The organism is Streptomyces sp. NPDC031474 (assembly GCF_055581185.1).
The window spans coordinates 17,941-44,879 of the sequence record NZ_JBVIJX010000040.1 but is presented as its reverse complement, the minus strand read 5'-3'; the positions used below and the strand labels follow the sequence as shown (position 1 = coordinate 44,879).

Genomic DNA, 26,939 nt, shown 5'->3' with positions numbered 1-26,939 from the left:
TGGCCATCGCCCCGCACTGGCGCACAGCCCCGATCAACCCACCGACCAAGGTCCCACGAAGCTGGGACCCGATCCCTTAAGTCACTGGTATTGGGCCTAGGCCCGCTTCCACGGATGCGGGGCCGGTCTCGCTGACGACCACGTCGAGGCCGGCGCGTGCGCAGACTTCGGCGATGCCGCTGCCCATGAGGCCCGCTCCGACCACGCCTACGCGACGGATGTCCGCGCCGGTGGTGTGCTGCGGGGCGGAGGGCGGGTGGGGAGACGGTGACAGGGTCATATGAGTTCTTTCGCCGGCTGGGCTGGACGGGCTGGGTCCGGTTCCGGACGCGTAAGGGCCGCGCTTCGCGTCCGGAACCGGGGCCTGGAGCGGGTCAGCGGAACGCCGCCCGGCCGGTGAGCGCCTGACCGATGACCAGGGTGTGCATCTCGCTGGTGCCCTCGTAGGTGAGCACGGACTCGAGGTTGTTGGCGTGGCGCAGCGGCGAGTACTCCAGGGAGATGCCGTTGGCGCCGAGGATCGTGCGGCATTCGCGGGCGATGGCGAGTGCCTCCCGTACGTTGTTGAGCTTGCCGACGCTGATCTGCTCGGGGCGGATACGGCCCTGATCCTTCAGGCGGCCCAGGTGCAGGGCGAGCAGGGCGGCGCCGCCCAGGGAGACGCTCATGTCGGCGAGCTTCTTCTGGGTGAGCTGGAAGGCGCTGATGGGCCGGTCGAACTGGACGCGCGCGTCGGCGTAGTCGATGGCCGACTGGAGCGAGTCGCGGGCGGCGCCGACGGCTCCGAAGAGGATGCCGAAGCGGGCCTCGTTCAGACAGGACAGCGGGCCGCGCAGACCCTCGGCGTGCGGCAGTCGGGCGGATTCGGGCAGCCGTACGTCGTCGAAGGAGAGCTCCGAGGTGACGGAGGCGCGCAGGGACATCTTCTGCTTGATGTCCCGGGTGGTGAAGCCGGGCGTGCCGCGCGGCACGAGGAACCCGCGGACGCCGTCCTCGGTCTGCGCCCACACGGTGGCCACGTCGGCGATGCCGCCGTTGGTGATCCACATCTTGGAGCCGTTCAGGATCCAGTCGTCGCCGTCCCGGACGGCCTTCGTGCGCATCCCGGACGGGTCGCTGCCGAAGTCGGGCTCGGTCAGGCCGAAGCAGCCGATGGCCTCACCGGCCGCGAGCCGGGGCAGCCACTGAAGCTTCTGCTCCTCGGAGCCCCACTTCCAGATGGAGAACATCGACAGGGAGCCCTGCACGGACACGAAGCTGCGGAAGCCCGAGTCGGCGGCCTCCAGCTCCAGACAGGCCAGGCCGTACGAGACCGCGTTGGTACCCGCACAGCCGTACCCCTCCAGATGCATGCCCAGCACGCCCAACTTGCCGAGTTCGGGGGCGAGTTCGCGGGCGAAGTGGGCGTTCTCGAACCACTCGCCGAGGTGCGGGCGGACCCGGTCGGCGAGGAACTTGGCGACGGTGGCCTGGATCTCGCGCTCCTCGTCGGTCAGGACGGAGGAGAAGGCGATCAGGTCAAGAGGGTCCTTCATCGGCTTGCCGCCGCTCATCATGTGCTCCAGGGGGTGCTGGTGATCGTTTGTCGGGGACGGTGACCGGTGTCAGGAATCCAGCCAGGCCGTGAGGTCCTCGGTGTGTTCGCCGAGCCGGGGCGGCCTGCGTTCGTAGCGGGGCGGTGTACCGGAGAGGCCGATCGGGTTGGCGACCAGCTGGAGTGGGGCGCCATCCGGTCCGGTGACCGTGGCGCGCGGCCCCAGTCCGAGCGTTTCGGCGAGGTCGAAGGCCTGCGCGAGGTCGTTGACCGGACCGCAGGGCACACCCAGCGGGGTAAGACGGTCGAACCACTCGGCCGCGGTCCTCGTGGCCAGCAACTCGCCCAGCTCCGCGGCGAGTTCGTCGACGTGAGCGACTCGGTCCGTGTTGGTGGCGAATCGTGGATCGTCGATCAGGTGCGATGCGTCCAGCCCCTGGCACAGGGCGGCGAACTGCCGGTCGTTGCCGACGGCGATGACCAGCGGCCGGTCCTGCGCGGGGAAGACCTCGTACGGCGCGATCGACGGGTGGCGGTTGCCGAGGATGCCCGGCACCTGGCCGGCCAGGGTGTAGCCGCCGGTCTGGTTGACCATGCTGGACAGCAGGCAGGACAGAAGATCGACCTGCACGTGCTGGCCGTCCCCGGTGGTCTCGCGGTGCCTCAGCGCGGCCAGGACACCGATCGCCGCGTGCAGTCCGGTCAGGACGTCCACCAGGGCCACACCCGTCTTCACGGGCTGCCCGGGGGCCGGTCCGGTGACGCTCATCAGGCCGCCGACGGCCTGGATCAGCAGGTCGTAGCCGGGCAGCGCGGCTCCCGCCTGTGCCCCGAAGCCGGTGATCGAGCAGTAGACAAGCCCGGGGTTGAGTTCACGGGCCCGGTGATGGCCGAGGCCGTACTTGTCCATGGTCCCGGGCCGGAAGTTCTCGAAGAGGACATCGGCCCGCCGTACCAACTCCGTTGCCCGACGCAGATCTTGCTCGTCGCGCAGGTCGAGGCCGAGGGAGCGCTTGTTCCGGTTGACGGACAGGTAGTAGGTCGCTTCGCCCTGGGCGTGGGGTGGTCCCCAGGCCCGGGTGTCGTCTCCGGTGACCGGATGCTCGACCTTGATCACGTCGGCGCCGAGGTCGGCCAGCAGCATGGTGGCGTACGGGGCGGCCAGGACGCGTCCGAAGTCGGCGACGAGCAGGCCGGACAGGGGCCCCGGCGTCATCGCGCCGCTCCCGACGCGCGTACGTACACGGTCTTGGTCCGGGTGAAGAACTCCCGTGCCGCACGCCCCTGTTCCTTGGGTCCGTACGCGCTCTGCTTCGCTCCACCGAAAGGAACGTGCGGATCGGCGCCCGCCGTCTCGGAGTTGATGTGGAGCACGCCGACGTCGAGCCGCTCGGTGGCGGCGGTCACGGCGCGCAGATCGTCGGTGAAGACGGCCGCGGAGAGCCCGAACTCGCTGTCGTCGGCGAGCGCGAGCGCCTCGTGCAGGTCGCGGGCCCGGCGCACCGAGAGCACGGGGCCGAACAGCTCCTCGCGCCACAGCGGATCCTCCCCGGCGAGTTCGACCACCGTGGGCTGCACATACGCGCCCGCCATGCGGTCGTCGTCGTAGGGGCGGCCGCCTGTGAGGAGGTCCACCCCGGGGCGGGCGAGGCCGGCGTCCACCGCCCGCTGGATCGTCTCCCGGGCCTGGAGCGAGACGACGGGGCCCATGTCCGTGCCCTCCGCCAGCGGATCACCGACGCGCAGGGCCGAGGCCCGCTCGGTCAGCAGGGCGAGGAACTCGTCGGCGACCGGTTCCTGCACGACGAGCCGGGAGGTGGCGGTGCATTTCTGGCCGGCGGAGCGGAAGGCCCCCGCCACTACCTCGCCGGCCGCCAGTTCCAGGTCGGCGTCGGCCAGGACGACGGCCGCGTTCTTGCCGCCCATCTCGGTCTGGACAGGGCGGGCCAGCCTGCCGCACGCGGCGATCAGGCTCCGGCCGACGGAGGTCGAGCCGGTGAAGGTCACCGCGTCCACGCCCGGATGTTCGACGAGACGGCCGCCCAGGGCTCCGTCGCCGAGCAGCAGTGACAGCACCCCCTCCGGCAGCCCCGCCTCGACCAGCGCCTGGGCCAGACGTACGGCCAGGAGCGGAACGAGGCCGGCCGGCTTCCAGACCACCGTGTTGCCGTACCCGAGGGCGGGGGCGATCTTCCAGGCAGGTATCGCAACAGGAAAGTTGAAGGGAGTCACCACGGCGACGGCTCCCACCGGCCGGTGCGTCACATGGATCTGCTCGCCGGGGCGCGGTGAGGCGAACACCTCGCCGACGGGGCGCGACGCGTCGCTCGCGTAGTACCGCAGAATCTCCGCGGCGCGCCGTACCTCGCCCACACCCTCGGCCCGGGTCTTGCCCTCCTCCCAGGACAGTTCCCCGCCCCACTCCTCGGCGTGCGCGTCGAGGATGTCGGCGGCCCGGTCGAGGATCCGGCCGCGCACGTGGTGCGGGGTGGCCGCCCACCGGGGGAAGGCGTCCCGGGCGGCGCTGACGGCCTGGTCGAGGTCACGGTCCCGGGCGAGGCGGCCCACGGCCACGGTCTCGTCCGGGCGTGCCGGGCTGACGTCGAGGAACTCGTCGCCGTCACCGGACCGCCACTCCCCCGCGATCAGATGGCGCAGCGACCGGGCGGACCGGGACAGTCCCGTTGTCGTCGCACTGGCGCCCGCACTCTGTGGCATCGGCCTTCCTTTCCTGCGTCCGTACCCGCCGCCTGGGGCGGCTCGGGATCGTGAGGTGGTCATTCTCGACACCTGCCCCACCGCGGCGCACTCGACGAGATGTCCCGCACCCCACGCTCACAGCACGCCGATCCGTCCATGGCCGTGCGCGAATGGCGGTGCTTGGCTCGGCGTTCCCATTCCCTGCACACCCCGGAGGACGATTCATGTCCGGTGCTTCCCGCCCGGCCGGCGGTCCCGATCTCGCGCAGGTCCGGCGGATCGTGAGCGAGATCCCCGGCCCGCGCTCCCGTGAACTGCTGGCCCGTCAGCGCCGTCTCGTGCCGGCCGGAGTCGGCGCGACCCTGCCCGTGTTCGTCGAGGCGGCCGGTGGTGGGGTGATCGTCGACACGGACGGCAACTCCTTCATCGACTTCGGCAGCGGCATCGCGGTGACCACGGTGGGCAACTCCGCCCCGGCCGTGGCGGAGCGGGCGGCGGCGCAGCTGCGCCGGTTCACGCACACCTGCTTCCTGGTCAACCCCTACGAGTCGTACCTGGACGTCTGCGAGAAACTCAACGAGCTGGCGCCCGTACCCGGCGAGAAGCGCACGATCCTGGTGAACTCCGGTGCCGAGGCCGTGGAGAACGCCGTCAAGATCGCCCGAGCCGCCACCGGCCGCCCGGGGGTCGTCGTCTTCGACCACGCCTTTCACGGCCGCACGCTGCTCACCATGAGCCTCACGGCCAAGAACAAGCCCTACAAGCAGGGCTTCGGCCCCTTCGCCCCCGAGGTCCACCGGGCGCCGATGGCATACCCGTACCGCTGGCCCACCGGCCCGGGCAACTGCGCCGAGGAGGCCGCCTACGCACTGGCGGACCTGCTGGACCGGCAGGTGGGCGCGGAGAACGTGGCCGCCGTGCTGGTGGAGCCGATCCAGGGGGAGGGCGGCTTCGTCGTGCCGGCACCGGGATTCCTGAACCGCGTCGCCGGTATCTGTCGGGCTCGCGGCATCCTGCTGATCGTCGACGAGATCCAGGCCGGCATCGCCCGCACCGGCCGGATGTTCGCCTGCGAGCACGAGGGGATCCAGCCCGATCTGATCACCACCGCCAAGGGGCTCGCGGGCGGGCTGCCCCTGGGTGCGGTGACCGGTCGCGCCGAGTTGATGGACGCCGTGCCGGCCGGCGGCCTGGGCGGGACCTTCAGCGGCAACCCTGTGGCCTGCGAGGCGGCGCTCGGTGTCTTCGAGGAGATCGAGGCCCACGATCTGCTGGCACGCGCCCGGGAGATCGGCGACACCGTGCTCGAAGCCCTCCACGAACTCGGCGACCGGTACCGGGAGATCGGCGAGGTACGCGGCCGGGGCGCCATGATCGCCATCGAACTCGTCGAACCGACCGGCGACCGTGTCCCGGCTCCCGACCTGGCCGCCCGCATCGCAAGGCGCTGCCACGAGAACGGGCTGCTCGTCCTGACCGCCGGCAGCTACGGCAACGTACTGCGGTTCCTGCCGCCGTTGTCGATCCCCGACGCCCTGCTGAAGGAGGGGTTGTCCGTCCTCGGGGACGCCATCGCCGGCGAAGCGGCGTCCACCGCCTGAGTGACCGTCAGCCGCGATGCCCGCGGTCATCGGGCTTCTGCCATGCGGACAGCGCCAGCAGGAGCTCGGCGCGCACATGGGCCGAGTCGAGGTCCGCATCCAGCACGCTCCGCACGCGCTCCATGCGGCTGCGCAGGGTGTGCCGGTGCACGCCGAGCGCCGCCGAGGCCGCCTCCCATCCGCCGTTGTGCTCCAGGAAGGCGCGCAGGGACACGAGGAGGTCCGTGCCGTGCACGGTGTCGTGCGCGGCGAGAGGAGTGAGCTGGGTCTCGGCCAGCGTCGCGAGGACCCTTCTCGTCTCCGGCAGGGCAGCCAGCAATCCGCCGGCCAACGACTCGAAGAGCACCACGTCGCAGCCACCGCGTGTCTGGGCGACCGACGCCGCGTTCATGGCTTCCGTCAACGCGGCGGGTCCTTCGGCCAGGTCGTGGGCGGCGCTCAGGCCGGCCGACAGGTGCCCTCTGAGCCCGGCCCGCGCGCCGGCCACGACCGTGTGTGCTGTGGCCGCGTGGCCGGCCGGCAGGAGTACCGCCGCGCAGCCTTCGTACACCCGGCCGAACACGGGCAGGCCGCGTTCCGCGTATTGCGTCCCGACGGCCTCCAGGGCCTGGCGTGGACTGCCGCCGCGCAGGGAGAGGACACGGATGCCGTCGCGGACGGGAAAGCCGGCCTCGGCCAGATGCTCCCGAGCGACCGCGGCGGGGACGGTGCCGTCCAGCAGTAGGCGCAGGAACAGGCCGTTGACGTGGTTCTGCTCGTCGCGCAACCGCAGGGGCTTCTCCGCCTCCAGGGCGACCAGCGACGCCGCGTGCCCGAGCAGGAGGTGGTCGACCGGCGTCAGGGTGCGCTCGGCGACCAGCACCAGGCGGCCGTGGACCCGCGGTCCCACGCGGACCTGCTGCACGGCCGTCACACCGTCCTGGTCGCAGCTCGCCGAGGCCGTCGCCCGCTCCGGGCCGCCGAGGCCCGCGAAGCGGGCGGTCTCGGCTGCTCCGGCACCCGGTGGATGGGCCGCGCGCACCCGCCCCTCGTGGTCCAGCAGGGCGACGGCGGTGCGGGTGGAGACGGCCAGTTCACGGACCACCGCCTGGGCTCCGCCGTGCAGTGCGGCGCGGGTCATCCGCGGCTGGATGCGCGAGGCCTGGACGAGGCCCTCGTACTGCTGCTGGGCCAGGCGCTCCATGACGGCCTTGGTGACGGCCAGGAACGGCGTGGGCAACGGGACCTCCAGCAGCGGCAGCCCGGCCCCTTCGGCTGCCTCGACGAGCGGTTCGGGCACCCGCTCGTGCGACAGGCCGACTCCGAAGCCGAGTGCGGCCACCTGGGCTTTCGCGAGCCGGGCGACATAGTCCTCGCAGGCGTCCGGGGCCGCCACGAGCCGGAGCCCGGTGGTGAGCACGAGCTCACCACCGTTCAACCAGGGTGCGGGGTCGATGAGTTCGATGCTGTGCGCCCAGACCACGTCCCGGTCCAGCCCGTCCCGGCCCGCCAGCACGGTCAGCCGCAGGTCCTGATGGCGTGTCAGCCAGCCGAGCGGCACACCCACCGCACTCACCACCCGTTACTTATAGAAGTGGAGGTATTTCCTCAGTACGTCACCAGGAAGGCGAAGTCGAACGCGCTTCCCTTGGCGTCACGGGCGTGCAGGTGCATCTGTCCGCGTGCCCCGCGCCACTTCCCGGTTCCTCCGGTGATCGCGAGGGTGGAGTCGGCCGTGTCGTGGAACGGGCCCTGGACGACGAGCGAGCCGCCCTTCAGCGTGGTCGTCCAGCTGCACTCCCATGACCTTCCGACCTCGGTCCGGACACAGGAACCCTGGTCGCTGCCGACCTGGGCGCCGTGCGTGTCGTAGACCGGGTTTGCGAAGGCCAGCGTGTCTCCGATGCTGTCTCCGTGGGGCCCGAGGTCGACGACCGTGTCGGTGTCGGCGTGTTCCAGCACGGTGAACGCGGCCGTCCGGCCGTGGTGCTGTGAGGTGTCGTCGCCGGCCTGTGCGACGGAGACACCGACGACGAGAACGGCACAGGCGGTGGCGGCGAGTACTCCCGCGAGACGGGACTTCCGCATGGTCACCAACCCCCTTCGGCACGGCGGTTGTTGCGCAGTTCGCCGTCGCCCAGGTCGAAGACGAGCAGCTTGGACTCGGTGAAGGTGTCGAGGAACCACCCGGAGAGTTCGCGGCCGACGCCGCTCTTGCCGGTGCCGCCGAAGGGGGCGAGCTGGTCCCAGTAGTTGCTGGTCTCGTTGACGTTGACCGTGCCGTGCTGCAGGGCCTCGCCCACGTGCCAGGCGGTGGCCAGGTCCCGGGTCCACAGGGAGGCGATCAGGCCGAGGTCGCTGGAGTTGGCGATCTCCACGGCCTCCTGCACCGAGGAGACCTTGATGACCGGGGCGACCGGGCCGAAGGTCTCCTCCTGGGCGATGCGCATGTCGGTGGTGACGCCGGTGAGGATCGTCGCCGGGAAGAACAGGCCCTCCTCCTTGCCGAACTGCACGACCTCGGCGCCCCGGTCGCGGGCGTCCTGCACATGCTCCGCGATGCGCCGCAGGCTGCCCTCGTTGCGCACCGGACCCATGTCGGTGCCCTCCAACGCGGGGTCGCCTACGCGGAGTTGGGCGGCACGGGCGGTCAGCTTGGTGACGAACTCGTCGTGCACGGCCTCGTGCACCAGGAGCCGTTCCGCCGAGGTGCAGACCTGGCCCGCGAAGTAGAAGCAGCCGTTGACCGCCGCTTCCACGGCGGCGTCGATGTCCGCGTCGGGAAGGATGATGAAGGGCCCGTCGCCGCCGAGTTCGAGCAGGTGCGGGCGCAGGGCCGCGGCACGGGCGATGCGCTCGCCGGTGGCGGTGGAGCCGGTGAAGAACAGGCCGTCCACATCCGGGTGGTCGACCAGGGCCGCACCGACGTCGCCGAACCCGTGCACGACGTTGATCACGCCGTCGGGCAGGCCTGCCTCGGTGAAGATCTCCGCCACCTGGTTACAGCTGATCGGGGCGAACTCCGAGGGCTTCCAGACGGCCGTGTTGCCGGCGGCGACGATGTGCGCCAGCGCGATCGAGGAGATGTCGGTGGGGAAGTTGTACGGGGTGATCACACCGACGACGCCGAGCGGACGGTAGTTCATGACCAGCCGCTTGTTGTTCGTCTGCTCCTGCGTGGAGGGGAACGACAGGCCCCGGTGCCGCAGCACCTCCTCGCCGGCCTTCTGCCAGGCGGGGGCCGCGTACTCGATGACCTCCTCGCGCGCCTCGGCGACGGTCTTGCCGATCTCCAGGGTCAGTGTCCGGGCGACCTCCTCGGCCCGTTCGGCGAACAGCGCGTGCACCCGGCGCAGGATCTTGACCCGCTCGATGAGGGGCGTGGCGGCCCACTGCGGCTGGGCGCGGCGGGCGGCGGCGACGGCCCGCTCGACGTCGTCGACGTCGCACCGGGTGACGTCGGCGAGGAGCTCACCGGACTGCGGCGAGTGCACGGGGAAGGTGCCCGCGCCGCCGTCCAGCCAGGAGCCGTCGACGAGTGCCTTCGTGGGCAGGGTTGTGGACATGCTGGTCTCCACCTTTGGATGTCACCGTCGCGCGGCGCGCGGCGGACGGATGAGAAGCGGACCGGGCTGCTGACGCGCCTCAGACGGAGGCGGGCGACGAGGACGATTCATGCGTGTCCGCTGCGGTCAGCGCGTCTCCCGCCGGGGCGTCGCCGCGTTCGTGCGGCTTGGCCAGGGCCATGTACAGGGCGCCCACGCCCACCACGACCACGCCGCTGACCAGCACGATGTAGTTGTCGTACCAGGGCGTTCCGGGCGTGCGGGGCCAGCTGATGTTGACGAGCGCGACGACGCCGTAGACGAGGGCGCCGACCGTGACCGGGAATCCCCAGCGCTCCAGCCGGTACTCGCCGGACGGCCGCCAGCCGCGCAGCCGGGCGCGCAGCGAGGCGAGGACGACCATCTGGAAGGCCAGGTAGATGCCGAGGGTGGAGAAGGAGATGATCTTCACCAGGGCGTCGGCGGAGTACGCGGAGCCCACGATGAGCAGCCCGGGAAGAACGGCCGCGAGCAACAGGGCGTACGGCGGGACGCGCAGCCGCTCGGAGAACGTCGCCAGTACGCGGCTGCCGGCGATCATCCGGTCGCGGGCGAAGGAGTAGGTCAGGCGGCTGGCGGCGGCCTGCAGGCTCATCGCGCAGGAGATGAAGGAGAGCAGGACGACGACCAGGACCACGCGCGCTCCGTCGCTGCCGAAGGCGTCGGTGAGCACGGTGGTCACGGGGTCGGCGTCCTTGCCGGAGATCACCGCGCCGAAGTCGCTGACGGAGAGGATGAGGGCGAGACACACCGCCGTCGCGGCGGCTCCCCCGATGTAGATGGTGCGCCGCATCGAGGTCGGGATGCGCCGGCCGGGGTTGGGCACCTCCTCGGCGACGTCGCCGCAGGCCTCGAAGCCGTAGTACTGGAAGACGCCGATGAGCGAGGCGGCGGCGAAGGCGTAGAGGTACGAGTGGTCGCCCTGGGAGCCGTAGCCGTGGAAGAGCACGCCCAGGCCGTGGTGGCGGTTGGCGATCAGCAGCCAGGCGCCGACCACGACCGCGCCGATGATCTCGGCCACGAAACCGAACACGGCGACGGCGGACAGCACCTTGGTGCCGCCGAAGTTGATGACGGTGGCGAGCAGGAGGAGCCCGAGTGCGCACAGGATCGTCGTCGTGGTGCTGGAGGCGAAGCCGAACACCGCGGCCACGTACGGTCCGGCGCCGTAGGCGACCGCCGAGATGGTGGACAGCAGCGCCAAGAGGTAGATCCAGCCCGTCATCCATCCCCACTTGCGGCCCCACAGCCGGCGGGCCCACGGGTAGACCCCGCCGGCCACCGGGAACTGGGCGACCACCTCGCTGAAGACCAGTGCGACCAGCAGCTGGCCGACGCCCGCGATCACGAAGGCCCAGATCATCGGCGGCCCGCCGGCCATCAGGGAGGCCGCGAACAGGGTGTACACGCCGACGACGGGCGAGAGGTAGGTGAATCCGAGGGAGAAGTTGGCCCACAGGCTCATGTCCCGCTTGAACTCGGACTCGTAGCCGAGGGCGGCCAGGCGCTGGGCGTCGGCGTCATCGGTGGCTGGCGGGGACTGCGTGGCGTCGTTCATCGACGGGCTCCTTGAGGGAAACACGCTGCTGCGGCGGGAGTCGGCAGGACCAGGACCAGGGCCGGGGCCAGGGGGAGGCCGACGGGCCGGAATACTTCCGGCGTCGCGAGTGGCGAAAACCTACTACATTGAAGTTCAAAGGACAATGGTTTCGCTGGTAGCCTGAAGTCGATCTCCTCATTACGGATCGGCAAACCCCTCAAGGAGGAACCGTGGCGGCAGTGGACGGCCGCTCACCGGTGATGAGTGCCGTCTTCACACCCCTGAGCGACTCCGGACGGGCGGACATGGTGGTCCGCCGTATCGCTGAGGCAGTCACCATCGGTCTGATGGCCGACGGGGAACAGCTCCCCAGCGAGAGTGACCTCGCCGGCCAGCTCGGAGTCGCCAACGGCACCGTGCGCGAGGCCCTGGCCATCCTGCGCGAGCAGGGGCTGGTGGAGACCCGGCGCGGACGCAACGGCGGCAGCTTCATCCGCAGTCCGGAGGAGGGACTGACCAGAATCCACCAGGCCCGCCTGAAGGAACTCGGCATCTCCGAGCTGCGTGACCTGGGCGACGAACAGTTCGCGGTCTCGGGCACCGCGGCCCGCTTCGCCGCCGAGCGCGCTCCCTCCGATCTGGCCAAGAGCCTCGACCACCTGGTCACGGCGCTGCGCAAGGCCGAGTCCCCCGCCGAGCGGCGCAAGGCCGACGCCCGCTTCCACATCGAGGTGGCCGTCGCCGCCCAGTCCGTGCGGCTGACCAGGCTGGAGGTCCGGCTGCAGGCGGAGCTCGGGCCGCTGCTGTGGCTGCAGGACGGGGACGGACCCGACGCGACCGCCTTCGCCGACCAGCACCACGAGATCCTGGTCGCCATCGTGGCCGGGGACGCGACGACGGCGCGCCGGCTGGCCGAGGAACACACCGTGGCGGGCGCCCGCCATCTGGTACGCACACACCTACGGTTGACCGATGCCTGACCCGGTGGCGAACCCCACGCCGCCCTCCTTGACGGAGCACGCGATGACCAGCACCCCAGCCACCGGCATCGGCCGGTGCAGCGCTTCCATCCGGGACGCGGTGGACTCCGTGTACTCGGCGCTGGCCGTCCTTGAGGCCGACGCGCGAGCACGCCTCACCGCGGCGAGGCGAAAGGGCAGGAAACCGGCGACCGGCGACCTCGCCGCCCTGCGGCCGGCGATCCACACGCTCCTGCGTCGGCAGGGGGACAGGTTCAACGGCACGGGCGTGGTCACCGCACCCGGGATCCTCGCCGACGCCGCCTTCCACATGGAATGGTGGCAGCGAGTCGACGAACAGCACTCCCGGCCGCTGCGACTGAACCTCGACCCGCGCAGCGAGAGTTTCTACGACTACGCCCTCAAGCCCTGGTTCGTGATCCCCCGCGACGAAGGGCACGGCACCGTCATGGGACCGTACGTCGACCTGCACTGCGCCGGCCTCTACATCCTCACCTTCACCCGGCCGCTGACCGTGGACGGTGAATTCATCGGAATCGTCGGGGCCGACGTCCCGGTGGCCGCCTTCGAACAGATCGTCGTCCCCTCGCTCAAGCACCTGGGCGGCGAAGCCGTGCTGATCACCGGCGAGGGCCGGGTACTGGCCGCCAACACCCCGACCTGGGCCGTCGGTGAGATCGCACGCGAACTGCTGAGCGACACGGCGGGGGTGGAGCGCGCCACCGTGCGAACCCCGGAGGTCGACTGGAGTGTGATCCGGGTACAGCCCTCCTCCGCCGGCTGACGTGCCGATCACACGGCACGACATGGAGGACGGGGCCGCCGAACGGAGGGCGGCGGCCCCGTCCTCGGCGCCGCCGCAAGGGGGCGGCGCCGAGTCATTGGCTGGTACGCGGCTGCGCGGCAAGCGCCCTAGGACAGCGCGATGCCGAGTCGCTCCCCGAGGTCATGGGCGGTGACTCCGTACGTCTCGCGGATCCGTATGCCCCCGGGGCCGACGTCGAAGACGCCGTGGTCGGTGTAGACGCGGCTGACGCAGCCGACGCCGGTGAGCGGGTAGGTGCACCGCGGCACGAGCTTGGGCTCGCCGGAGCGGGTGAAGAGGGTCATCATCACGTAGACGTCCTTGGCGCCGATGGCGAGGTCCATGGCGCCGCCGACGGCGGGGATGTCGTCGGGCTTGCCCGTGTGCCAGTTGGCGAGGTCGCCGTCGAAGGCGACCTGGTAGGCCCCGAGGACGCAGACGTCGAGGTGCCCGCCGCGCATCATGGCGAAGGAGTCGGCGTGGTGGAAGTACGCCGCCCCGGGCAGCTCGGTCACCGGGACCTTGCCGGCGTTGGTCAGGTCGGGGTCGATCGCGTCGCCCTCGGCCTTCGGACCCATGTTGAGCATGCCGTTCTCGGTGTGCAGCACCACCCCGGAGTCGGCCGGCAGATGGTCGGCGATCTTGGTGGGCTGGCCGATGCCGAGGTTGACGAAGGAGCCGGCCGGGATGTCGCGGGCGATCACGGCGGCCAGTTCGTCCATCGAGAGACGGTGATCGGTGGGCGTGGTGGTCATCGTGCCCCCTGCACTGTGTAGTGACGGGCCGTCACCTGGACGACCCTGTCGACGTAGATGGACGGGGTGACGACGGCCTCGGGGTCGAGCTTCCCGGGCTCGACGACCTCGCCGACCTGGACGATGGTCGTCGTCGCGGCCGTGGCCATGACCGGCCCAAAGTTGCGGGCGGTCTTGCGGTAGACGAGGTTGCCCAGCGTGTCCGCGGTATGCGCGGCGATCAGCGCGTAGTCCCCCTTGATGGGGTACTCCAGCAGGTACCTACGGCCGTCGATCACCCGCTCCTCCTTGCCCTCCGCCAGCGGCGTGCCGACCGCGGTCGGGCAGTAGAACGCGCCGATGCCGGCGCCGGCCGCACGCATCCGCTCGGCGAGGTTGCCCTGCGGCACCACCTCCAGGTCGATCTTCCCCGCGCGGTAGAGGTCGTCGAAGACCCAGGAGTCGGCCTGGCGCGGGAAGGAGCAGAGCACCTTGCGCACCCGGCCGGCGGCCAGCAGCGCGGCCAGTCCGACGTCGCCGTTGCCGGCGTTGTTGGACACGATGGTGAGATCCTTGGCGCCCTGCCGGATGAGCGCGTCGATCAGGTCGAACGGCATCCCGGCCAGGCCGAAGCCGCCGACGAGGACGGTGGACCCGTCCTCGATCCCGGCGACCGCCGCGTCGGCGTTTTCGAGTATCTCCGCCCGGCTCATCGGACCGACTCCGTGACGTCGCAGTTCTCCAGTACGACGGCCAGGCCCTGGCCGACCCCGATGCAGATCGCGGCGACGCCGTAGCGCTGCCCCGTCTCGCGCAGCACCTTGGCCAGGGTGGCCAGGATGCGACCGCCCGAGGCGCCCAGCGGGTGCCCGATCGCGATGGCGCCGCCCTTCCGGTTGACGATGGCGGGGTCGATCTTCCACGCGTCGAGGCAGGCGAGCGACTGCACGGCGAAGGCCTCGTTGAGCTCGACCGCGCCCACCTGGTCCCAGCCGATCCCGGCCCGGGCCAGCGCACGGTTCGCGGCCTCGACCGGGGCATAGCCGAAGGCCTGCGGCTCGAGCGCCATCACGCCGCGGCCTGCGATCCGGGCGATCGGGTCGGCCCCGATCGTGGCCGCAGCCTTCTCACTGCCCAGCAGGACCGCGGAAGCGCCGTCGTTGAGCGGGCTGGCGTTGCCCGCGGTGATGGTGCCGCCCTGCTCCGGTGTGCGGAAGACCGGCTTGAGCCCGGCCAGCACCTCCGGCGTGGATCCGGCCCGGATGCCCTCGTCGCGGGTCAGCTCGACGCCGTCCACCGGCGCCACCAGGTCGTCGTAGAAGCCCGACTCCCAGGCGGCGTGGGCGAGTTGGTGGGAGCGGGCGGCGAACTCGTCCTGCCGCTCGCGGGAGATCCCGAAGCGCTCCCGGAGCTGCTCGTTGGCCTCGCCGAGGCTGACCGTCCACTCCTTGGGCATCCGCGGGTTGACCAGCCGCCAGCCGAGCGTGGTGGAGACCGCGGTGACATCGCCGACCGGAAACGGCTTCGCCGACTTGGGCAGCACCCACGGCGCGCGCGTCATCGACTCGACGCCACCGGTCAGCACCACCTCGGCATCACCGGACTCGATGGTCCGGCTGGCCGTCATCGCCGCGTCGAGGCTCGAGCCGCACAGCCGGTTGACCGTGGTGCCGGGCACGCTCACCGGGAGGCCGGCGAGCAGCGCGGCCATGCGGCCGACGTTGCGGTTCTCCTCGCCTGCGCCGTTGGCGTTGCCCCACACCACGTCGCCGATCGCGGCTGGGTCCAGGGCAGGCACTTTCGCGAGCGTCGAGGTGATCGCGGCGGCGGCGAGGTCGTCCGGGCGGACGCCGGCCAGCGCACCGTTGAAGCGGCCGAACGGCGTCCGCGTCGCGGCGTAGATGAAAGCACTCATGGCACAGACGCTAATACCGGGCCGCGATATCCTGAAGTACGCATATCCGAGCCGATTGATATGGACGACATATGGATCTGCGCCACCTGCGGTATTTCGTGGCGGTGGCCGAGGAACGCCACTTCGGCCGGGCCGCCGAGCGGCTCCACATGGCCCAGCCCCCGCTCTCCCAGCAGATCCGCCAGCTCGAGGCCGAGCTCGGCGTCGAGCTGCTGCACCGCACCACGCGCCGGGTCGACCTGACCGAGGCCGGCCGGGCCTACCTGGAGCGGGCGCGCGCGATCCTCGCCGACGTCGACGAGGCCGCCCAGCACGCACGGCTCGTCGCCGCCGGCTCGGTGGGCCACCTCGCGATCGGGTGTGTGGGCTCGGCGACGTACAGCCTCCTGCCCGCGCTCTCGCGCCGGCTCACGGAGGAGCTTCCCGGCGTGGACTTCTCCTTCCGCGGCGAGATGCTCGCACCCGACCAGGTCGAGGCGCTGCGCACCGGCGCGATCGACGTCGCGCTGCTGCGACCGCCGGCGGCCGATCTCTCCCTCACCGTGCACACCCTGCGCCGGGACCGGCTCGTCGTCGCCGTACCGGCCGGCCACCCCCTCGCCCGCCGAAAGCGGTTGCGGGTCACAGACCTCGCCGGCGCCGACCTGATCGTGCACTCCGCCGACCGCCGGTCGGTGATGTACGACGTCGTCCTGGGGCTCCTGCGCGACGCGGGCGTCGAGCCGCACATCCGCCACGAGGTCGGCGAGACCTCGACGCTGGTGACGCTCGTGGCCGGCGGCCTCGGCGTCGCGGTCGTGCCCGAACCGGTGACCGCGTTGACGCTCGACGGCGTCGCCTACCTACCGCTGATCGGCGCCGAAGCACGCGTGGAACTGGCCGTCGCCCATCGCGCCGACCGCTCGGAGCCTCACCTGGCACGCACCGTGGCCATCATCCGTGCAGCGTTCTAGCGCACCAGGCAGGGACGCTTGCTGTCGAACTTCCAGTCAGGGACGAGGTACTGCATGGTGACGGCGTCGTCGCGGGCTCCCAACGCCTTCTCCTGGTAGCGGTCGTGGGCCGCGAGAAGCCGGTCCATGTCGAGCTGGACGCCCAGGCCCGGCGCGTCCGGGACGGCGATCTCGCCGCCGACGATGCGCGGTGGGGCGGTGGTGAGCCGTTCCAGACCCTCCTGCCAGATCCAGTGGGTGTCCAGGGCGTTGTACTCGCCCGGGGCCGCGGCCCCACAGTGGGTCACCATGGCCAGGGAGATGTCGAAGTGGTTGTTGGAGTGACAACCCCAGGTCAGGCCCAGGGCGTTGCACAGCTGCGCCACGCGCACAGAGCCCTGCATGGTCCAGAAGTGCGGGTCGGCGAGCGGGATGGAGACCGACTGGAGAGCCAGGGCATGGGCCATTTGACGCCAGTCGGTGGCGATCATGTTGGTCGCGGTGGGCAGGCCGGTGGCACGACGGAACTCGGCGAGGATCTCCCGTCCGGAGTAGCCGCCCTCGGCTCCGCAGGGGTCCTCGGCGTAGGCGAGCGTGCCGAGGAGGGGACGGCACAGCTCGATCGCCTCGCGCAGGGACCACGCGCCGTTCGGATCGAGGGTGATCCGGGCCGCGGGGAAGCGGTCCTTCAGCGCCCGTACGGCCTTGACCTCCTCGGCGCCCTCCAGGACACCGCCCTTGAGCTTGAAGTCCTGGAATCCGTAGAGGTCGTAGGCGGCCTCGGCCTGGCGGACGATCGCCTCCGGGGTCAGGGCCTCCTCGTGCCGGATGCGGTACCAGTCGACCGGGGAGTCGGGTTGACGGGCGTACTCCAGATCGGTGCGGTCCGGGTCGCCGACGTAGAAGAGGTAGCCCAACACCCTTACGGAGTCACGCTGTTGGCCGTCGCCCAAGAGTGCCGCGACCGGCACGTCGAGATGCTGACCAAGGAGGTCCAGGAGCGCCGACTCGACGGCGGTGACGGTGTGGACGGTGGTCCGCAGGTCGAAGGTCTGGGCGCCCCGCCCCCCGGCGTCGCGGTCGGCGAACCGGTCCCCGATCTCGCGCAGGACGCGCTTGTAGTCACCCACCTTCGCACCCAGGACGAGGGGTTGGGCGTCCCGCAGTGTCTGCGTGATCTTCTCGCCGCCGGGCACCTCCCCCAGTCCCGTACGGCCCTCGGAGTCCTTGAGGACGACGACGTTGCGGGTGAAGTAGGGGCCGTGGGCGCCGGAGAGGTTCAGCTCCATGCAGTCGCGGCCGGCGACGGGGTAGACGGCGAACTCGGTGACGGTCGGCTGGCTGCTCATGCTGGGCCAAATCCCTTGTGTGATGGGGCAGTTGCCATGGATCAGTCGGGTTACAGGCTGAGGACGTCCAGGGTCCACTCGACCAGGAGGACGCCGCCCAGGCCGAGGATCGCGAGCACCGTCGTATAGGACGTACGGACCTTGATCGCTTCGGTGACGGAAAGGTTGAAGTACTCCTTGAACAGCCAGAATCCCGGGTCGTTGACATGGGAGCACGCGATGGAACCGCAGGCGACGGCGAGCACCATCATCTCCGGGTGAACCCCGCTGGCCGCCAGCAGCGGCAGCACCACGCCGGAGGCCGTGACGACGGCGACCGTCGCCGAGCCGAGCGCGATGCGCAGGATGACGGCGACGAGCCAGGCGAGGATGATCGGCGAGATGGACCAACTGTCCGTGGCGTCCTTGATGTAGTCGGATATGCCGCCTTCGACGAGGACGTTCTTGAAGGCCCCGCCGGCGCCGATCACCAGCAGGATCATCGCCATCGCCTGGGCCGCCGAGGTGCAGGACGCGCCGACCTCCTCGAGGCTGCGGCCGATGCGCGGTCCGAACGCCCACACCGCCAGACACAGGGTCAGCAGCAGCGCGACCGGGGCGGAGCCGATGAAGGCGACGGTGTGCAGGAGCGGGGTCTCTGCGGAGGTGGCCATGTCGGTCACGGCGGCGGCCACGATCAGCACGACGGGGAAGAGCGCCACGGACAGGGACCAGCCGAGGCCGGGCATCTCCTCGTCGGTGAACTCGCGCTCGGTGACCAGGCCCTTGGGGATGGACGGGTTCATCGCCCGGATGAACGGAAGGCGGGGCCAGACCAGGGCGATGAGCGCACCGGCGGGGATCGCGATGAACAGACCGTAGAACAGGGTGAGTCCGACGGAGGCGTGGAAGGTCGCGGCGACGGCGGTGGGGCCGGGGTGCGGCGGCAGGAAGCTGTGCATGGTGGACAGGGCGATGGACATCGGCAGACCGACCCACAGCAGCTTCGCCCCGGTGACCCTGACCAGGGTGAACGCTACGGGCACGATGATGATGAAGGCGACCTCGTAGAACATGGTCACGCCGATCAGCATGGACGTGACCACCATGGCGACCTGGACCCCGCGCGGGCCGAAGGCGTCGAGGAGCTTGCCGGCGATCCGCTGCGCCGCGCCGGAATCCCCCATGACGCGGCCGACCATGGCGCCGAGTCCGATGGTGAGCATGGTGTCGCCGATCTGGCCCCCGATGCCCTCGGAGAGGACGTCCGGGATGGTCGCCACCGGGATGCCTCGGACCAGTGCGACACCGACGGCCACGAGCAGGAGGGCCGCGAAGCCGTTGAGTTTGAGCCTGGTCATGAGCAGCAGCAGGATCAGGACACTGATCCCGACTACGAGCAGGGGCATGACAGTTCTCCCTTGAACCGTAGGGGCGGTCGGAGGCTCCGCCGACTCCGCGTCGCCGCACCGGCGCATGGGGCGGCGCATGGGGCGGCGAGGCGAAAGACCGGTGGGGGGCGGCCCGGGGCGGCCAAGGGCCGCCCGGCTCCGTCAAGAGGACCGTCGTACGGCGCCGACCAGGCTCAGTCCGTGGTCCAGCACCTTCTCCAGGTCGGCGAGGTCGGTCGGGCCGGGCTCGGTGAGCGGGGCGCGCACGGGGCCGACCGGGAGGCCGCGGAGCCGGGCCGCGGCCTTGACCAGGGAGACGGCGTAGCCCGGCACCCGGTCACGCAGTTCGACCAGCGGGACGTAGAACTCGCGCAGGAACGTGGTCACACCCGCGTCGTCCCCGTCCCGCAGGGCGGCGAAGAAGGCGTTCGCGATCTCGGGCGCGAAGGCATGGACGGCCGACGAGTAGGCGGGGACACCGACGGTGGCGTAGGCGCGGGCCTGGATCTCGGCGGTCGCGGCTCCGTTGAAGAAGAGGAAGCCGTCGGGTGCGGCCAGCGTGAGGCGCTGGAGCCGGTCGAGGTCGCTGTGTCCGTCCTTCAGGCCGACGACGGTGGGGATCCGTGCGATCCGGCGCACGCCGTCGGCGGTGAAGGTGACCTGGCCGCGCTGGTACGCGATGAGTGGCAGCCGGGTCCCGGCGGCGATCCGGTGCAACTGCTCCACCAGACCGTCCTGCGGGGCCGCGACCAGATAGTGGGGCAGCACCAGCGCGGCGTCCGCGCCGGCCTCCTCCGCGATACGGGCGAACCGCAGCGCCTGCGCCCAGCCGTAGCCGATGCCCGCGACCACCGGCAACCGCCCGTCGGCGACCTCGACCGTCGCCCTCACCACCGCCCGGTACTCGTCCTCGTCCAGCGAGAAGAACTCTCCGGTCCCGCAGGCCGGGAACACCGCGCCGGGCGCCGTGGCCAATCGGTCGGCCAGGTACGCGCGGTACCCGTCCAGGTCGAGGCCGCCGTCGTCCCGGAAGCTCGTGAGGGGGAAGGACAGCACCCCGTTCGTCATTCCGTCACGGAGCCGCTGGGTGACCGTTGCGACGTCCGCGCTGACCCTTGTCATACATCCCGTCCCTGTATGCAGATGCCATCCATGTATGTAGATGGAGGCTAGGTCCGTGAACGAGAGGGGTCAATGGGTGTGCGGACACGGATTGACTCGGATCCACGAGACGCGGATCTACGATGGGCCCATGTCGGAGGGCAAAGGTGTCCGCGGGGTGAAGTCGGCGGCCAGGACCGTCGCGCTGCTGGAACTGCTCGCCGCCCGGGGCGAGCAGCCCTCGCGCCTGGACCAGCTCGCGGAGGACCTGGGCGTGCCGCGCAGCAGCATGTACCAGTTGCTCCAGACCCTCGTCGACTGCGGCTGGGTCCGCGCCGACGCCACCGGCTCCCTCTATGGCATCGGCATCCGCGCGCTGCTCACCGGCACCAGCTACCTCGACGGCGACCGGCGTATCCGTGCCGTCCGCCCCTATCTCGACGAGGCTTCGGACGCGCTCGGCGAGACGATCCACATGGCACGGCTCGACGGCCCGGACGTCGTCTACCTCGCCACCCGCGAGTCCCATGAGTACCTGCGCACCATCAGCCGGGTCGGCCGCCGCATCCCGGCCCATGCCGGCGCCCTCGGCAAGGCGCTGCTCGCCGAACGCGCCGACGACGAACTACCCATCGCTGATGATCCGTTGACCGCCCTCACGCGGAACACGCACACCGAGCGTGCCGCGCTGCTGGCCGACCTGGCCGAGGTACGCGAGCGCGGCTATTCCATCGACCGCGAGGAGACCGTGACCGGTATCGCCGGCTTCGCCTTCGCCCTGCGCTACGACGTACCCGCCGCCGACGCCGTCAGCTGCTCGGTCCCGGTGGCCCGGCTGACCCCGGACCACGAGGTCCGCATCGTCTCCGTGATGCGGGAGATACGAGCGAAGATCGAAACTCATGTACCGCCGGTCTCAGGCGCACCCGACTGGCGCTAAGGCTGCGTTCCGGGCGGCATCTGCCCCCGGACGGCGCCTGTCGCGGTACCGCCGGCGCTCACGCGCGGATCGCGCGCTCACGCCGGCGGCGGTGTGGTTCAGCCCTCCGCGCGGACGGGAAGCCGCCACCCCGGGCGCGGGAAGTGGCAGGTGTAGCCCTCGGGGTAACGCTCCAGGTAGTCCTGGTGCTCGGGCTCGGCCTCCCAGAAGGGCCCCACCGGCTCCACCTCGGTGACGACCTTGCCCGGCCACAGACCGGAGGCGTCCACATCCGCGATGGTGTCCTCGGCGATCCGCTTCTGCTCGTCGTCGACGTAGTAGATCGCCGAGCGGTAGCTGAGGCCGATGTCGTTGCCCTGGCGGTTCCTGGTGCTCGGGTCGTGGATCTGGAAGAAGAACTCCAGGAGCGTGCGGAAGTCGGTCTTCTGGGGGTCGAAGAGGATCTCGATGGCCTCCGCGTGGGTGCCGTGGTTACGGTACGTCGCGTTCGCCACGTCACCCCCGGTGTATCCGACCCGGGTCGCCGTCACGCCCGGGAGGCGGCGGATCAAGTCCTGCATCCCCCAGAAGCATCCGCCCGCAAGCACGGCTCGCTGCGTCTGCGCTGCCATGTCGGCTCCTTCTCAGTCCGTCGCCTCGGCCCTTGGCGATGATCGCTCGCACACCGTCGGCGTCTCTGCCTTTGTGGCTACAACAGCACATGAGAGGCCTCAACAATTCCGCGCCCCCGTCAACAGGCCCCACCGTCGTCCTGCGGCCTCTTCAAGATCTCCTCGCGCGGGGGGATCCCGGTGGGGGCGGTCGGCTACTGCTCGCCCAGTCCGGTGGCGCGTTGATCCACCTCGGCGTGGGAGCGCCCGGCGCCGGTGAAGCGTGTGGGCCGGAAGGCCCGCAGGAGGTCCTGCTCCTGGCCGGTTGTGATCTCGGTCGCGACCAGGGGGCCCAGAATCGGCGCCAGGGTGACCCCGCTGTGCGAGACGAGGCAGTAGACGCGGGACTGCGCGGAGGCGTAGCCGGCGATGGTGTGGCCGTCCGCGGGCAATGACCGCAGGCCGACCCGCAGGCCGATCCTCGGCGCCCGGCTCGGGCCGGGCAGCAGTGCGCAGAACCGCCGGGCGAGGGTGCGCGCCATGTCGCCGTCCGCGGACGGGGGGTCGTCGGGATCGACGTCGGCGTTCAGGTCGAGAGCCTGCAGGACGGTATGCCCTGCGCCCGCAGGGCGGAGATTGAGGCCGGGGCTGTGGATCACACAGCGCAGGTCGACTTCCGGCGACGTGGCGTACCCGAGTAGACCGACGGTAGGCGCCCCGCGCCCGGCGCCCGTCACCATGGGGATGTCGATCCCGGCCCGCGCGGCGAGCCGTTCCGTCCAGCGGCCTGCCGCCAGGACGACCCGGTCGCCCCTGCGGACCTCGCCTCCGGCCAGGGTGACGGACACTCCATCAGGCCCGTCGTCGATGGCGACGGCCTCGCCGATCACACACGTGGTTCCGTGCCGCTCGGCGTCCGCCAGTAAGCGGTCGACGAAGAGCTCCGGCAGAACGTATCCCTCGCTGGGGAAGTGCGCGATGGCCGTGATGGTCGCCGGGATCCGGAGGTCGCCCGCGATCCGCGTCGCTTCGGCGGGCGTGACCCAGTGGACGGGGTAGTCCAGCGTCCGCAGGCGTTCCACGTTGTCGGCGAGCCACTGCTCGCTTGCGGCGTCCGCCCACTGCAGCGCCCCGCTGGGGAAGTACGCCCGCGCGCCGCGCAGTTGCTCGGCCAGCCTGGCGTGCTCCTGCATCCCTGCGAGGTTCAGCCGGTGGTAGTCCGGGTCGGGCTTCCGGCTGGAGTTGGTCCACGCGAAGGTGGTCGCGGTCGTACCGGTGCCGGCTCCCGACCGATCGACCAGGAGAACGTCTTCGCCGGCGAGGGCTAGTTGCCTCGCGACGCTCACGCCCAGCACGCCGGCGCCGATGATGATGACCTTCATTGTGTGCACACATCCTTTCTCGCAGCGGCGGCAGCAGCCGCAGCGGCAGCGGCAGCGGCAGCGGCAGCGGCCACGCTGTTCACACGGCAGGGACGGGTAGCTCCAGGAAGAACTCGGCGGTTCCCGGACGGACGACGGTCGTGACCACCTCGACGGTGCTTTTGTCGTCGGCCCGCAACTCCCTGCGCCTCATCAGCGCGGGTGTTCCGACCTCGCTGTGCAGCAGGGCGGCGTCGTGCTCATCGAGGCTCACCGGGTCGAGGTACACCCGGATCGCGTCGATCGGCACTCCTCTGCGCTGGAGATACGGGAGGGTGACGACGTCTTCGAGGTTCTCGTTCAGCAGGTCGGGGGCGGCCGCGAAGAGAACGACGTGCCGCTCGACGGACTGCGGCTCCTCGCGTACGTCGAGCTTGCGCCGGACCAGTTCCACCACGGCCGTGTCGGCCGGGGCGCCCGGAAGCGTCAGGACGGCGTCGGCGGCCCTGACGATCCGCGCGGAAACGACTTCGTGTCTGCCCGGTACGCCCTTCGCCGCTGTGGCGGGGGTGACGAAGTTGAGCAGATTGATCTGCCGCCGCACGTCCGCGACGAACGTTCCATGGCGCCGCCGGCGGATCGCCAGTCCCGCCTCGGCCAGGTCGTTGAGGACCCGTTGGGCTGTGGCACGGCTGACGCCGTACTGGGTGGAGAGGTCCTTCTCGGTCGGCAGCCGCGCACCGGGAGGCAGACCCCCGGCCCGGATCTTCGCTTCGATCTCTCGCCTGATCTGTACGTAAAGCGGCACGGTCACATTTCGACCGTACATTCGGCCAATTGACCGGTCAATAGTTTCGACAGCAGAACCGGAAGCGGTCAAAAAATGCTGGAAACATCACAAGGAGAGACAATTGCCTCAATATGGGCACGCGTGACCGGTGTCCCCGCTGACCATGAAAAGGCAGATCGGACCATGTCGAAGAAACCACGTTCGTCCGAGCCACCGCACGGAAAGGGGCCCAGTCGTCACCAGGGCACCGGACAGCACGGCTGGTCGCCCGATGTGGATGAGACGCGCCAGCAGGACAACCCGAGCGCCCCTCGTTCCTTCCGTACGGCTGAGCAGGCCGGCGAAAGAGGCCGCGGCCGTACGAAGTCGCCCCAGGAGACGAAGCCCGTTCCCGGCGACACCGCCAAGAGTGGCGGGGCAAGCGGCGAGGGGTACGGCGACGCGGACGAGAAGGGCAGGCGGGACACCGGACGCAGGGGCCGCTCCCAGCGCCCGAGCGGCACCAAGGACGCTTCCGCCACGACCGGTGTCGACCCGCAGGACCCGCAGGACCGGTAGGACGTGTAGGACCCGTACGGCCCGGGTCAGCAGATCCGCGGCAGTTGCTCCCCGATCGGCAGATCGACCACCCGCGTTCCCCCCAGGCCGGTGCGGGACACCACCATGCCGGGATGCGCCTCGACGGCCTCACCGATGATCACGGAGTCCGCACCCAGAGGATGGGCGCGCATCGCCGCCAGGACGGCGTCGGCGTGCTCGCGCGGGACGAAGGCGACCAGCTTGCCCTCGTTGGCGATGTACATGGGGTCCAGCCCGAGAATGGCGCACGCGTTGGCCACGGCCGGCGGGACGGGGACGTCGCGTTCCCGGATGAGCACGCCGGTGCCGGAGGCTTGCGCGATCTCGTTGAGCGCGGCGGCCAGACCGCCCCGGGTGGGATCACGCAGTACGTGCAGATCCGGGGTGACGGCGAGCATGGCGTCCACCAGGCCGCCCAGCGCCGCGCAGTCGCTCTTGATCTCCACTCCGAATTCCAGGCCCTCGCGCACGCTCATGACCGCCACGCCGTGGACGCCGATGGCGCCGCTGACGATCACCACATCGCCGGGGACGACCCGCTGAGGGCGCAGATCGACGCCCGCCGGCACAAGACCGATGCCCGCCGTGTTGATGAAGATCCCGTCGCCGTGGCCTGCCTCCACCACCTTGGTGTCGCCGGTGGCCACCTCCACGCCGGCGGTGCGCGCGGCCGCGCCCAGCGCCTGGGACACTCGCGTGACCATGTCCAGCTCGACGCCCTCCTCCAGGATGAATCCGCAGGAGAGGTAGGCGGCGCGGGCGCCGCTCATGGCGAGGTCGTTGACGGTGCCGTTGACCGCCAGGTCGCCGATGCTGCCGCCGGGGAAGAACAGCGGGCGGACCACATGGGAGTCGGTGGAGAACGCCAGCCGAGCACCGCCCAGCAAGAGCACGGCGGCATCGCCGAGCTGGGCGAGCACCTCGCCGCCGAAGGCGGGCGCGAAGATCTGCTGCACCAGTTCGGCGGAGAGGACTCCCCCGCCGCCGTGGCCCATGACGACCCGGGGCCGGTCGCGCAGGGGCGCCGGGCAGGTCCACCCCTCGACGTCGAGGGCGGGGAGATCGGTGGTGTCAGACAACGGGGCTCGCCTCCCGGACCGTCGTGGTGGTGGGCATGTCCAGCCGCCGGTAGAGGTAGTACGCCGCGCAGGCGCCCTCGCTGGAGACCATCGTGGCCCCCAGGGGCGTGCGCGGGGTGCACAGGGTGCCGAAGGCCTCGCACTCGTGCGGCTTGAGCAGCCCCTGCAGGACCTCTCCGCTGCGGCACTCGGCCGGTTCGGCGGTCCGGATCCCGCCGACCGCGAAGCGGTGCTCGGCGTCGTGGTCGCGGTACTTCGGCGACAGCCGCCAGCCGCTGTCGGGGATCACCCCGATGCCGCGCCAGGCACGGTCGGTGACCTCGAAGACGTCCTCCAGCATGGCCCGGGCGGCCGGGTTGCCCTCCGGTCGGACGGCACGGGCGTAGGCGTTGTCGACGGTGTGCTCACCGCGTTCCAGCTGGCGGACGGCCCGGCGCACGCCTTCGAGGATGTCCAGCGGCTCGAAGCCCGTCACCACGATCGGCACCCGGAAGCGCTCCGCCAGCTGCGGGTACTCCCCCACGCCCATCACGCTGCAGACATGTCCGGCCGCGAGGAAGCCCTGCACCCGGCAGCTCGGCGAGGACATGATCGCCTCGATGGCCGGCGGTACCCGGACGTGGGACACCAGCATGCTGAAGTTCGCGATGCCCAGCCTGCGGGCCTGATGGACCGTCATGGCGTTGGGGGGCGCCGTCGTCTCGAAGCCGATGCCGAAGAACACCACCTCGCGGTCCGGGTTCTGCTGCGCGATCCGCAGGGCGTCGAGCGGCGAGTAGACGACGCGTACGTCCCCGCCCTCCCCGCGGACCTGGAACAGGTCGCGTCCGGTTCCCGGCACGCGCAGCATGTCGCCGAAGGAGCAGAAGATCACCTCCGGTCGGGAGGCGATCTCCAGTGCCTTGTCGATGACCTCCAGCGGGGTGACGCACACCGGACAGCCGGGACCGTGGATCAACTCGACCTGGTCCGGCAGGAGTTGGTCGATGCCATGGCGGATGATGCTGTGCGTCTGTCCGCCGCACACCTCCATCAGGGCCCACGGTCTGGTCACCGTGGCGTGGATGTCGTCGAGGAGCCGACGGGCCAGCTCCGGGTCCTGGAACTCGTCGATGTACTTCACTACTTGCGCACCTCTTCCACCGGGTCCAACCCCGCCTCCGTCGCCGCCATCTCCCACGCGTCGCCGAACTCCTCCTGCAACATGCCGAGTTCGGCGAAGAGTTCGAGGGTCTGCCGGGCCGACTCCTCGTCCAGCCGTTGCAGGGCGAACCCGACGTGGACGATGGCGTACTCGCCGACCTGGAGGTCGGGCAGATACTCCAGGCACACCTCCTTGACCACGCCGCCGAAGTCGACGGTGGCCATCCGGGTGCCGTCCCGCTCCTCGATGTCCAGCACTCTGCCGGGTACCGCCAGGCACATGAGCCTCTCCTCGCTGTCGGTCGCGCGTTC

The 26,939-nt window shown here is 70.7% G+C and carries 25 protein-coding genes and 1 pseudogene; 6 read left to right on the top strand and 20 right to left on the bottom strand.

The features are described from left to right. Positions 1–100: 100 nt before the first annotated feature. The 4 genes and pseudogenes from ACZ5SK_RS45805 to ACZ5SK_RS45790 form a co-directional block, all read right to left on the bottom strand. Positions 101–280 (bottom strand): annotated as a pseudogene (locus ACZ5SK_RS45805) (3-hydroxyacyl-CoA dehydrogenase NAD-binding domain-containing protein); the annotation flags it as partial. 94 nt (positions 281–374) lie between these two features. Continuing rightward, a complete protein-coding gene (locus ACZ5SK_RS45800) occupies positions 375–1,553 on the bottom strand; it encodes an acyl-CoA dehydrogenase family protein (protein WP_334574504.1) in 1,179 nt (392 codons plus the stop codon). Between the two features lie 51 nt (positions 1,554–1,604). Next, complete coding sequence (locus ACZ5SK_RS45795; RefSeq protein WP_468577913.1) at positions 1,605–2,750, bottom strand: CaiB/BaiF CoA transferase family protein; 1,146 nt, start codon at positions 2,748–2,750, stop codon at positions 1,605–1,607. Next, complete coding sequence (locus ACZ5SK_RS45790; protein ID WP_468417149.1) at positions 2,747–4,252, bottom strand: aldehyde dehydrogenase family protein; 1,506 nt, start codon at positions 4,250–4,252, stop codon at positions 2,747–2,749. The genes ACZ5SK_RS45795 and ACZ5SK_RS45790 overlap by 4 nt, the downstream gene beginning before the upstream one ends. Positions 4,253–4,458: 206 nt before the next feature. On the opposite strand from ACZ5SK_RS45790, the gene gabT reads away from it, so the two are divergent. Next, positions 4,459–5,835 (top strand): 4-aminobutyrate--2-oxoglutarate transaminase, encoded by a 1,377-nt coding sequence (gene gabT / locus ACZ5SK_RS45785; RefSeq protein ID WP_468577911.1) that lies wholly within the window; start codon positions 4,459–4,461, stop codon positions 5,833–5,835. A gap of 7 nt (positions 5,836–5,842) precedes the next feature. Here gabT and ACZ5SK_RS45780 read toward each other — a convergent pair whose 3' ends face one another. From ACZ5SK_RS45780 to ACZ5SK_RS45765, 4 genes are all read right to left on the bottom strand, one after another. After that, on the bottom strand, positions 5,843–7,393 hold the full coding sequence (locus ACZ5SK_RS45780; RefSeq protein ID WP_468577909.1) for a PucR family transcriptional regulator: 1,551 nt from the start codon (positions 7,391–7,393) through the stop codon (positions 5,843–5,845). Positions 7,394–7,422: 29 nt separating this feature from the next. Then, positions 7,423–7,902, bottom strand: coding sequence for a dirigent protein (locus tag ACZ5SK_RS45775; protein WP_334574513.1), 480 nt, complete (start codon positions 7,900–7,902; stop codon positions 7,423–7,425). Positions 7,903–7,904: 2 nt separating this feature from the next. Then, the gene (locus ACZ5SK_RS45770) at positions 7,905–9,380 is read right to left on the bottom strand and encodes an aldehyde dehydrogenase family protein (RefSeq protein WP_334574514.1); all 1,476 of its coding nucleotides are present in this window, start codon (positions 9,378–9,380) and stop codon (positions 7,905–7,907) included. A gap of 79 nt (positions 9,381–9,459) precedes the next feature. Further along, a complete protein-coding gene (locus ACZ5SK_RS45765) occupies positions 9,460–10,977 on the bottom strand; it encodes an APC family permease (protein WP_334574515.1) in 1,518 nt (505 codons plus the stop codon). Positions 10,978–11,189: 212 nt separating this feature from the next. On the opposite strand from ACZ5SK_RS45765, the gene ACZ5SK_RS45760 reads away from it, so the two are divergent. Both ACZ5SK_RS45760 and ACZ5SK_RS45755 read left to right on the top strand, forming a co-directional pair. Further along, the gene (locus ACZ5SK_RS45760; protein ID WP_361709679.1) at positions 11,190–11,939 is read left to right on the top strand and encodes a FadR/GntR family transcriptional regulator; all 750 of its coding nucleotides are present in this window, start codon (positions 11,190–11,192) and stop codon (positions 11,937–11,939) included. Between the two features lie 43 nt (positions 11,940–11,982). After that, on the top strand, positions 11,983–12,723 hold the full coding sequence (locus ACZ5SK_RS45755; RefSeq protein ID WP_334574517.1) for a PDC sensor domain-containing protein: 741 nt from the start codon (positions 11,983–11,985) through the stop codon (positions 12,721–12,723). A 128-nt stretch (positions 12,724–12,851) separates the two neighbouring features. On the opposite strand, the gene ACZ5SK_RS45750 is transcribed toward ACZ5SK_RS45755, so the two are convergent. From ACZ5SK_RS45750 to ACZ5SK_RS45740, 3 genes are read right to left on the bottom strand one after another with little or no spacing between them, the layout of a single operon-like run. Continuing rightward, positions 12,852–13,499, bottom strand: coding sequence for a 3-oxoacid CoA-transferase subunit B (locus tag ACZ5SK_RS45750; protein ID WP_334574518.1), 648 nt, complete (start codon positions 13,497–13,499; stop codon positions 12,852–12,854). Beyond that, on the bottom strand, positions 13,496–14,191 hold the full coding sequence (locus ACZ5SK_RS45745; RefSeq protein ID WP_334574520.1) for a 3-oxoacid CoA-transferase subunit A: 696 nt from the start codon (positions 14,189–14,191) through the stop codon (positions 13,496–13,498). The genes ACZ5SK_RS45750 and ACZ5SK_RS45745 overlap by 4 nt, the downstream gene beginning before the upstream one ends. Then, the gene (locus ACZ5SK_RS45740; protein WP_334574522.1) at positions 14,188–15,393 is read right to left on the bottom strand and encodes a thiolase family protein; all 1,206 of its coding nucleotides are present in this window, start codon (positions 15,391–15,393) and stop codon (positions 14,188–14,190) included. Before ACZ5SK_RS45740 ends, ACZ5SK_RS45745 begins: the two co-directional genes overlap by 4 nt. Before the next feature lie 71 nt (positions 15,394–15,464). Here ACZ5SK_RS45740 and ACZ5SK_RS45735 point away from each other — a divergent pair, with 71 nt between their 5' ends. Further along, on the top strand, positions 15,465–16,346 hold the full coding sequence (locus ACZ5SK_RS45735; protein WP_334574524.1) for a LysR substrate-binding domain-containing protein: 882 nt from the start codon (positions 15,465–15,467) through the stop codon (positions 16,344–16,346). Here the strand turns inward: ACZ5SK_RS45735 and ACZ5SK_RS45730 are convergent. The 3 genes from ACZ5SK_RS45730 to ACZ5SK_RS45720 form a co-directional block, all read right to left on the bottom strand. Then, positions 16,343–17,674 carry an enolase C-terminal domain-like protein gene (locus ACZ5SK_RS45730; protein WP_334574526.1) on the bottom strand — a complete coding sequence of 444 codons (1,332 nt, stop codon included), beginning with the start codon at positions 17,672–17,674 and terminating at the stop codon, positions 16,343–16,345. The genes ACZ5SK_RS45735 and ACZ5SK_RS45730 overlap by 4 nt on opposite strands. 50 nt (positions 17,675–17,724) lie before the next feature. Continuing rightward, the gene (locus ACZ5SK_RS45725; RefSeq protein ID WP_334574528.1) at positions 17,725–19,062 is read right to left on the bottom strand and encodes a gluconate:H+ symporter; all 1,338 of its coding nucleotides are present in this window, start codon (positions 19,060–19,062) and stop codon (positions 17,725–17,727) included. Between the two features lie 144 nt (positions 19,063–19,206). Next, on the bottom strand, positions 19,207–20,166 hold the full coding sequence (locus tag ACZ5SK_RS45720; RefSeq protein WP_361709669.1) for a 5-dehydro-4-deoxyglucarate dehydratase: 960 nt from the start codon (positions 20,164–20,166) through the stop codon (positions 19,207–19,209). A 130-nt stretch (positions 20,167–20,296) separates the two neighbouring features. On the opposite strand from ACZ5SK_RS45720, the gene ACZ5SK_RS45715 reads away from it, so the two are divergent. Beyond that, positions 20,297–21,085: an IclR family transcriptional regulator gene (locus ACZ5SK_RS45715; protein WP_334574532.1), complete on the top strand. Its 789-nt coding sequence runs from the start codon at positions 20,297–20,299 to the stop codon at positions 21,083–21,085. Between the two features lie 98 nt (positions 21,086–21,183). Here the strand turns inward: ACZ5SK_RS45715 and msrA are convergent, their stop codons facing one another. From msrA to ACZ5SK_RS45700, 3 genes are all read right to left on the bottom strand, one after another. Beyond that, the gene (gene msrA, locus ACZ5SK_RS45710; protein WP_334574534.1) at positions 21,184–21,696 is read right to left on the bottom strand and encodes a peptide-methionine (S)-S-oxide reductase MsrA; all 513 of its coding nucleotides are present in this window, start codon (positions 21,694–21,696) and stop codon (positions 21,184–21,186) included. 194 nt (positions 21,697–21,890) lie between these two features. After that, positions 21,891–23,057 (bottom strand): NAD(P)/FAD-dependent oxidoreductase, encoded by a 1,167-nt coding sequence (locus tag ACZ5SK_RS45705; protein ID WP_468155858.1) that lies wholly within the window; start codon positions 23,055–23,057, stop codon positions 21,891–21,893. Positions 23,058–23,136: 79 nt separating this feature from the next. Beyond that, complete coding sequence (locus ACZ5SK_RS45700) at positions 23,137–23,850, bottom strand: GntR family transcriptional regulator (RefSeq protein WP_334574537.1); 714 nt, start codon at positions 23,848–23,850, stop codon at positions 23,137–23,139. Positions 23,851–24,009: 159 nt separating this feature from the next. On the opposite strand from ACZ5SK_RS45700, the gene ACZ5SK_RS45695 reads away from it, so the two are divergent. After that, on the top strand, positions 24,010–24,384 hold the full coding sequence (locus ACZ5SK_RS45695; RefSeq protein ID WP_361709660.1) for a hypothetical protein: 375 nt from the start codon (positions 24,010–24,012) through the stop codon (positions 24,382–24,384). A 26-nt stretch (positions 24,385–24,410) separates the two neighbouring features. Here the strand turns inward: ACZ5SK_RS45695 and hypE are convergent, their stop codons facing one another. Genes hypE through ACZ5SK_RS45680 form a run of 3 tightly spaced genes read right to left on the bottom strand, consistent with a single transcriptional unit; the run spans position 24,411 to position 26,909 of the window. After that, positions 24,411–25,484 (bottom strand): hydrogenase expression/formation protein HypE, encoded by a 1,074-nt coding sequence (gene hypE / locus ACZ5SK_RS45690; protein WP_334574541.1) that lies wholly within the window; start codon positions 25,482–25,484, stop codon positions 24,411–24,413. Continuing rightward, the gene (gene hypD / locus ACZ5SK_RS45685; protein WP_334574542.1) at positions 25,477–26,607 is read right to left on the bottom strand and encodes a hydrogenase formation protein HypD; all 1,131 of its coding nucleotides are present in this window, start codon (positions 26,605–26,607) and stop codon (positions 25,477–25,479) included. The genes hypE and hypD overlap by 8 nt, the downstream gene beginning before the upstream one ends. Then, positions 26,607–26,909 (bottom strand): HypC/HybG/HupF family hydrogenase formation chaperone, encoded by a 303-nt coding sequence (locus ACZ5SK_RS45680; protein WP_079657814.1) that lies wholly within the window; start codon positions 26,907–26,909, stop codon positions 26,607–26,609. Before ACZ5SK_RS45680 ends, hypD begins: the two co-directional genes overlap by 1 nt. Positions 26,910–26,939 lie beyond the last annotated feature (30 nt).

Excerpts from the sequence above, each read along its gene's own strand:
- ACZ5SK_RS45800 (WP_334574504.1), bottom strand. The coding sequence starts at position 1,553 with ATGAGCGGCGGCAAGCCGATGAAGGACCCTCTTGACCTGATCGCCTTC.
- ACZ5SK_RS45795 (WP_468577913.1), bottom strand. The coding sequence starts at position 2,750 with ATGACGCCGGGGCCCCTGTCCGGCCTGCTCGTCGCCGACTTCGGACGC.
- ACZ5SK_RS45790 (WP_468417149.1), bottom strand. The coding sequence starts at position 4,252 with ATGCCACAGAGTGCGGGCGCCAGTGCGACGACAACGGGACTGTCCCGG.
- gabT (WP_468577911.1), top strand. The coding sequence starts at position 4,459 with ATGTCCGGTGCTTCCCGCCCGGCCGGCGGTCCCGATCTCGCGCAGGTC.
- ACZ5SK_RS45775 (WP_334574513.1), bottom strand. The coding sequence starts at position 7,902 with ATGCGGAAGTCCCGTCTCGCGGGAGTACTCGCCGCCACCGCCTGTGCC.
- ACZ5SK_RS45770 (WP_334574514.1), bottom strand. The coding sequence starts at position 9,380 with ATGTCCACAACCCTGCCCACGAAGGCACTCGTCGACGGCTCCTGGCTG.
- ACZ5SK_RS45765 (WP_334574515.1), bottom strand. The coding sequence starts at position 10,977 with ATGAACGACGCCACGCAGTCCCCGCCAGCCACCGATGACGCCGACGCC.
- ACZ5SK_RS45755 (WP_334574517.1), top strand. The coding sequence starts at position 11,983 with ATGACCAGCACCCCAGCCACCGGCATCGGCCGGTGCAGCGCTTCCATC.
- ACZ5SK_RS45750 (WP_334574518.1), bottom strand. The coding sequence starts at position 13,499 with ATGACCACCACGCCCACCGATCACCGTCTCTCGATGGACGAACTGGCC.
- ACZ5SK_RS45745 (WP_334574520.1), bottom strand. The coding sequence starts at position 14,191 with ATGAGCCGGGCGGAGATACTCGAAAACGCCGACGCGGCGGTCGCCGGG.
- ACZ5SK_RS45740 (WP_334574522.1), bottom strand. The coding sequence starts at position 15,393 with ATGAGTGCTTTCATCTACGCCGCGACGCGGACGCCGTTCGGCCGCTTC.
- ACZ5SK_RS45735 (WP_334574524.1), top strand. The coding sequence starts at position 15,465 with ATGGATCTGCGCCACCTGCGGTATTTCGTGGCGGTGGCCGAGGAACGC.
- ACZ5SK_RS45730 (WP_334574526.1), bottom strand. The coding sequence starts at position 17,674 with ATGAGCAGCCAGCCGACCGTCACCGAGTTCGCCGTCTACCCCGTCGCC.
- ACZ5SK_RS45725 (WP_334574528.1), bottom strand. The coding sequence starts at position 19,062 with ATGCCCCTGCTCGTAGTCGGGATCAGTGTCCTGATCCTGCTGCTGCTC.
- ACZ5SK_RS45720 (WP_361709669.1), bottom strand. The coding sequence starts at position 20,166 with ATGACAAGGGTCAGCGCGGACGTCGCAACGGTCACCCAGCGGCTCCGT.
- ACZ5SK_RS45715 (WP_334574532.1), top strand. The coding sequence starts at position 20,297 with ATGTCGGAGGGCAAAGGTGTCCGCGGGGTGAAGTCGGCGGCCAGGACC.
- msrA (WP_334574534.1), bottom strand. The coding sequence starts at position 21,696 with ATGGCAGCGCAGACGCAGCGAGCCGTGCTTGCGGGCGGATGCTTCTGG.
- ACZ5SK_RS45705 (WP_468155858.1), bottom strand. The coding sequence starts at position 23,057 with ATGAAGGTCATCATCATCGGCGCCGGCGTGCTGGGCGTGAGCGTCGCG.
- ACZ5SK_RS45695 (WP_361709660.1), top strand. The coding sequence starts at position 24,010 with ATGTCGAAGAAACCACGTTCGTCCGAGCCACCGCACGGAAAGGGGCCC.
- ACZ5SK_RS45680 (WP_079657814.1), bottom strand. The coding sequence starts at position 26,909 with ATGTGCCTGGCGGTACCCGGCAGAGTGCTGGACATCGAGGAGCGGGAC.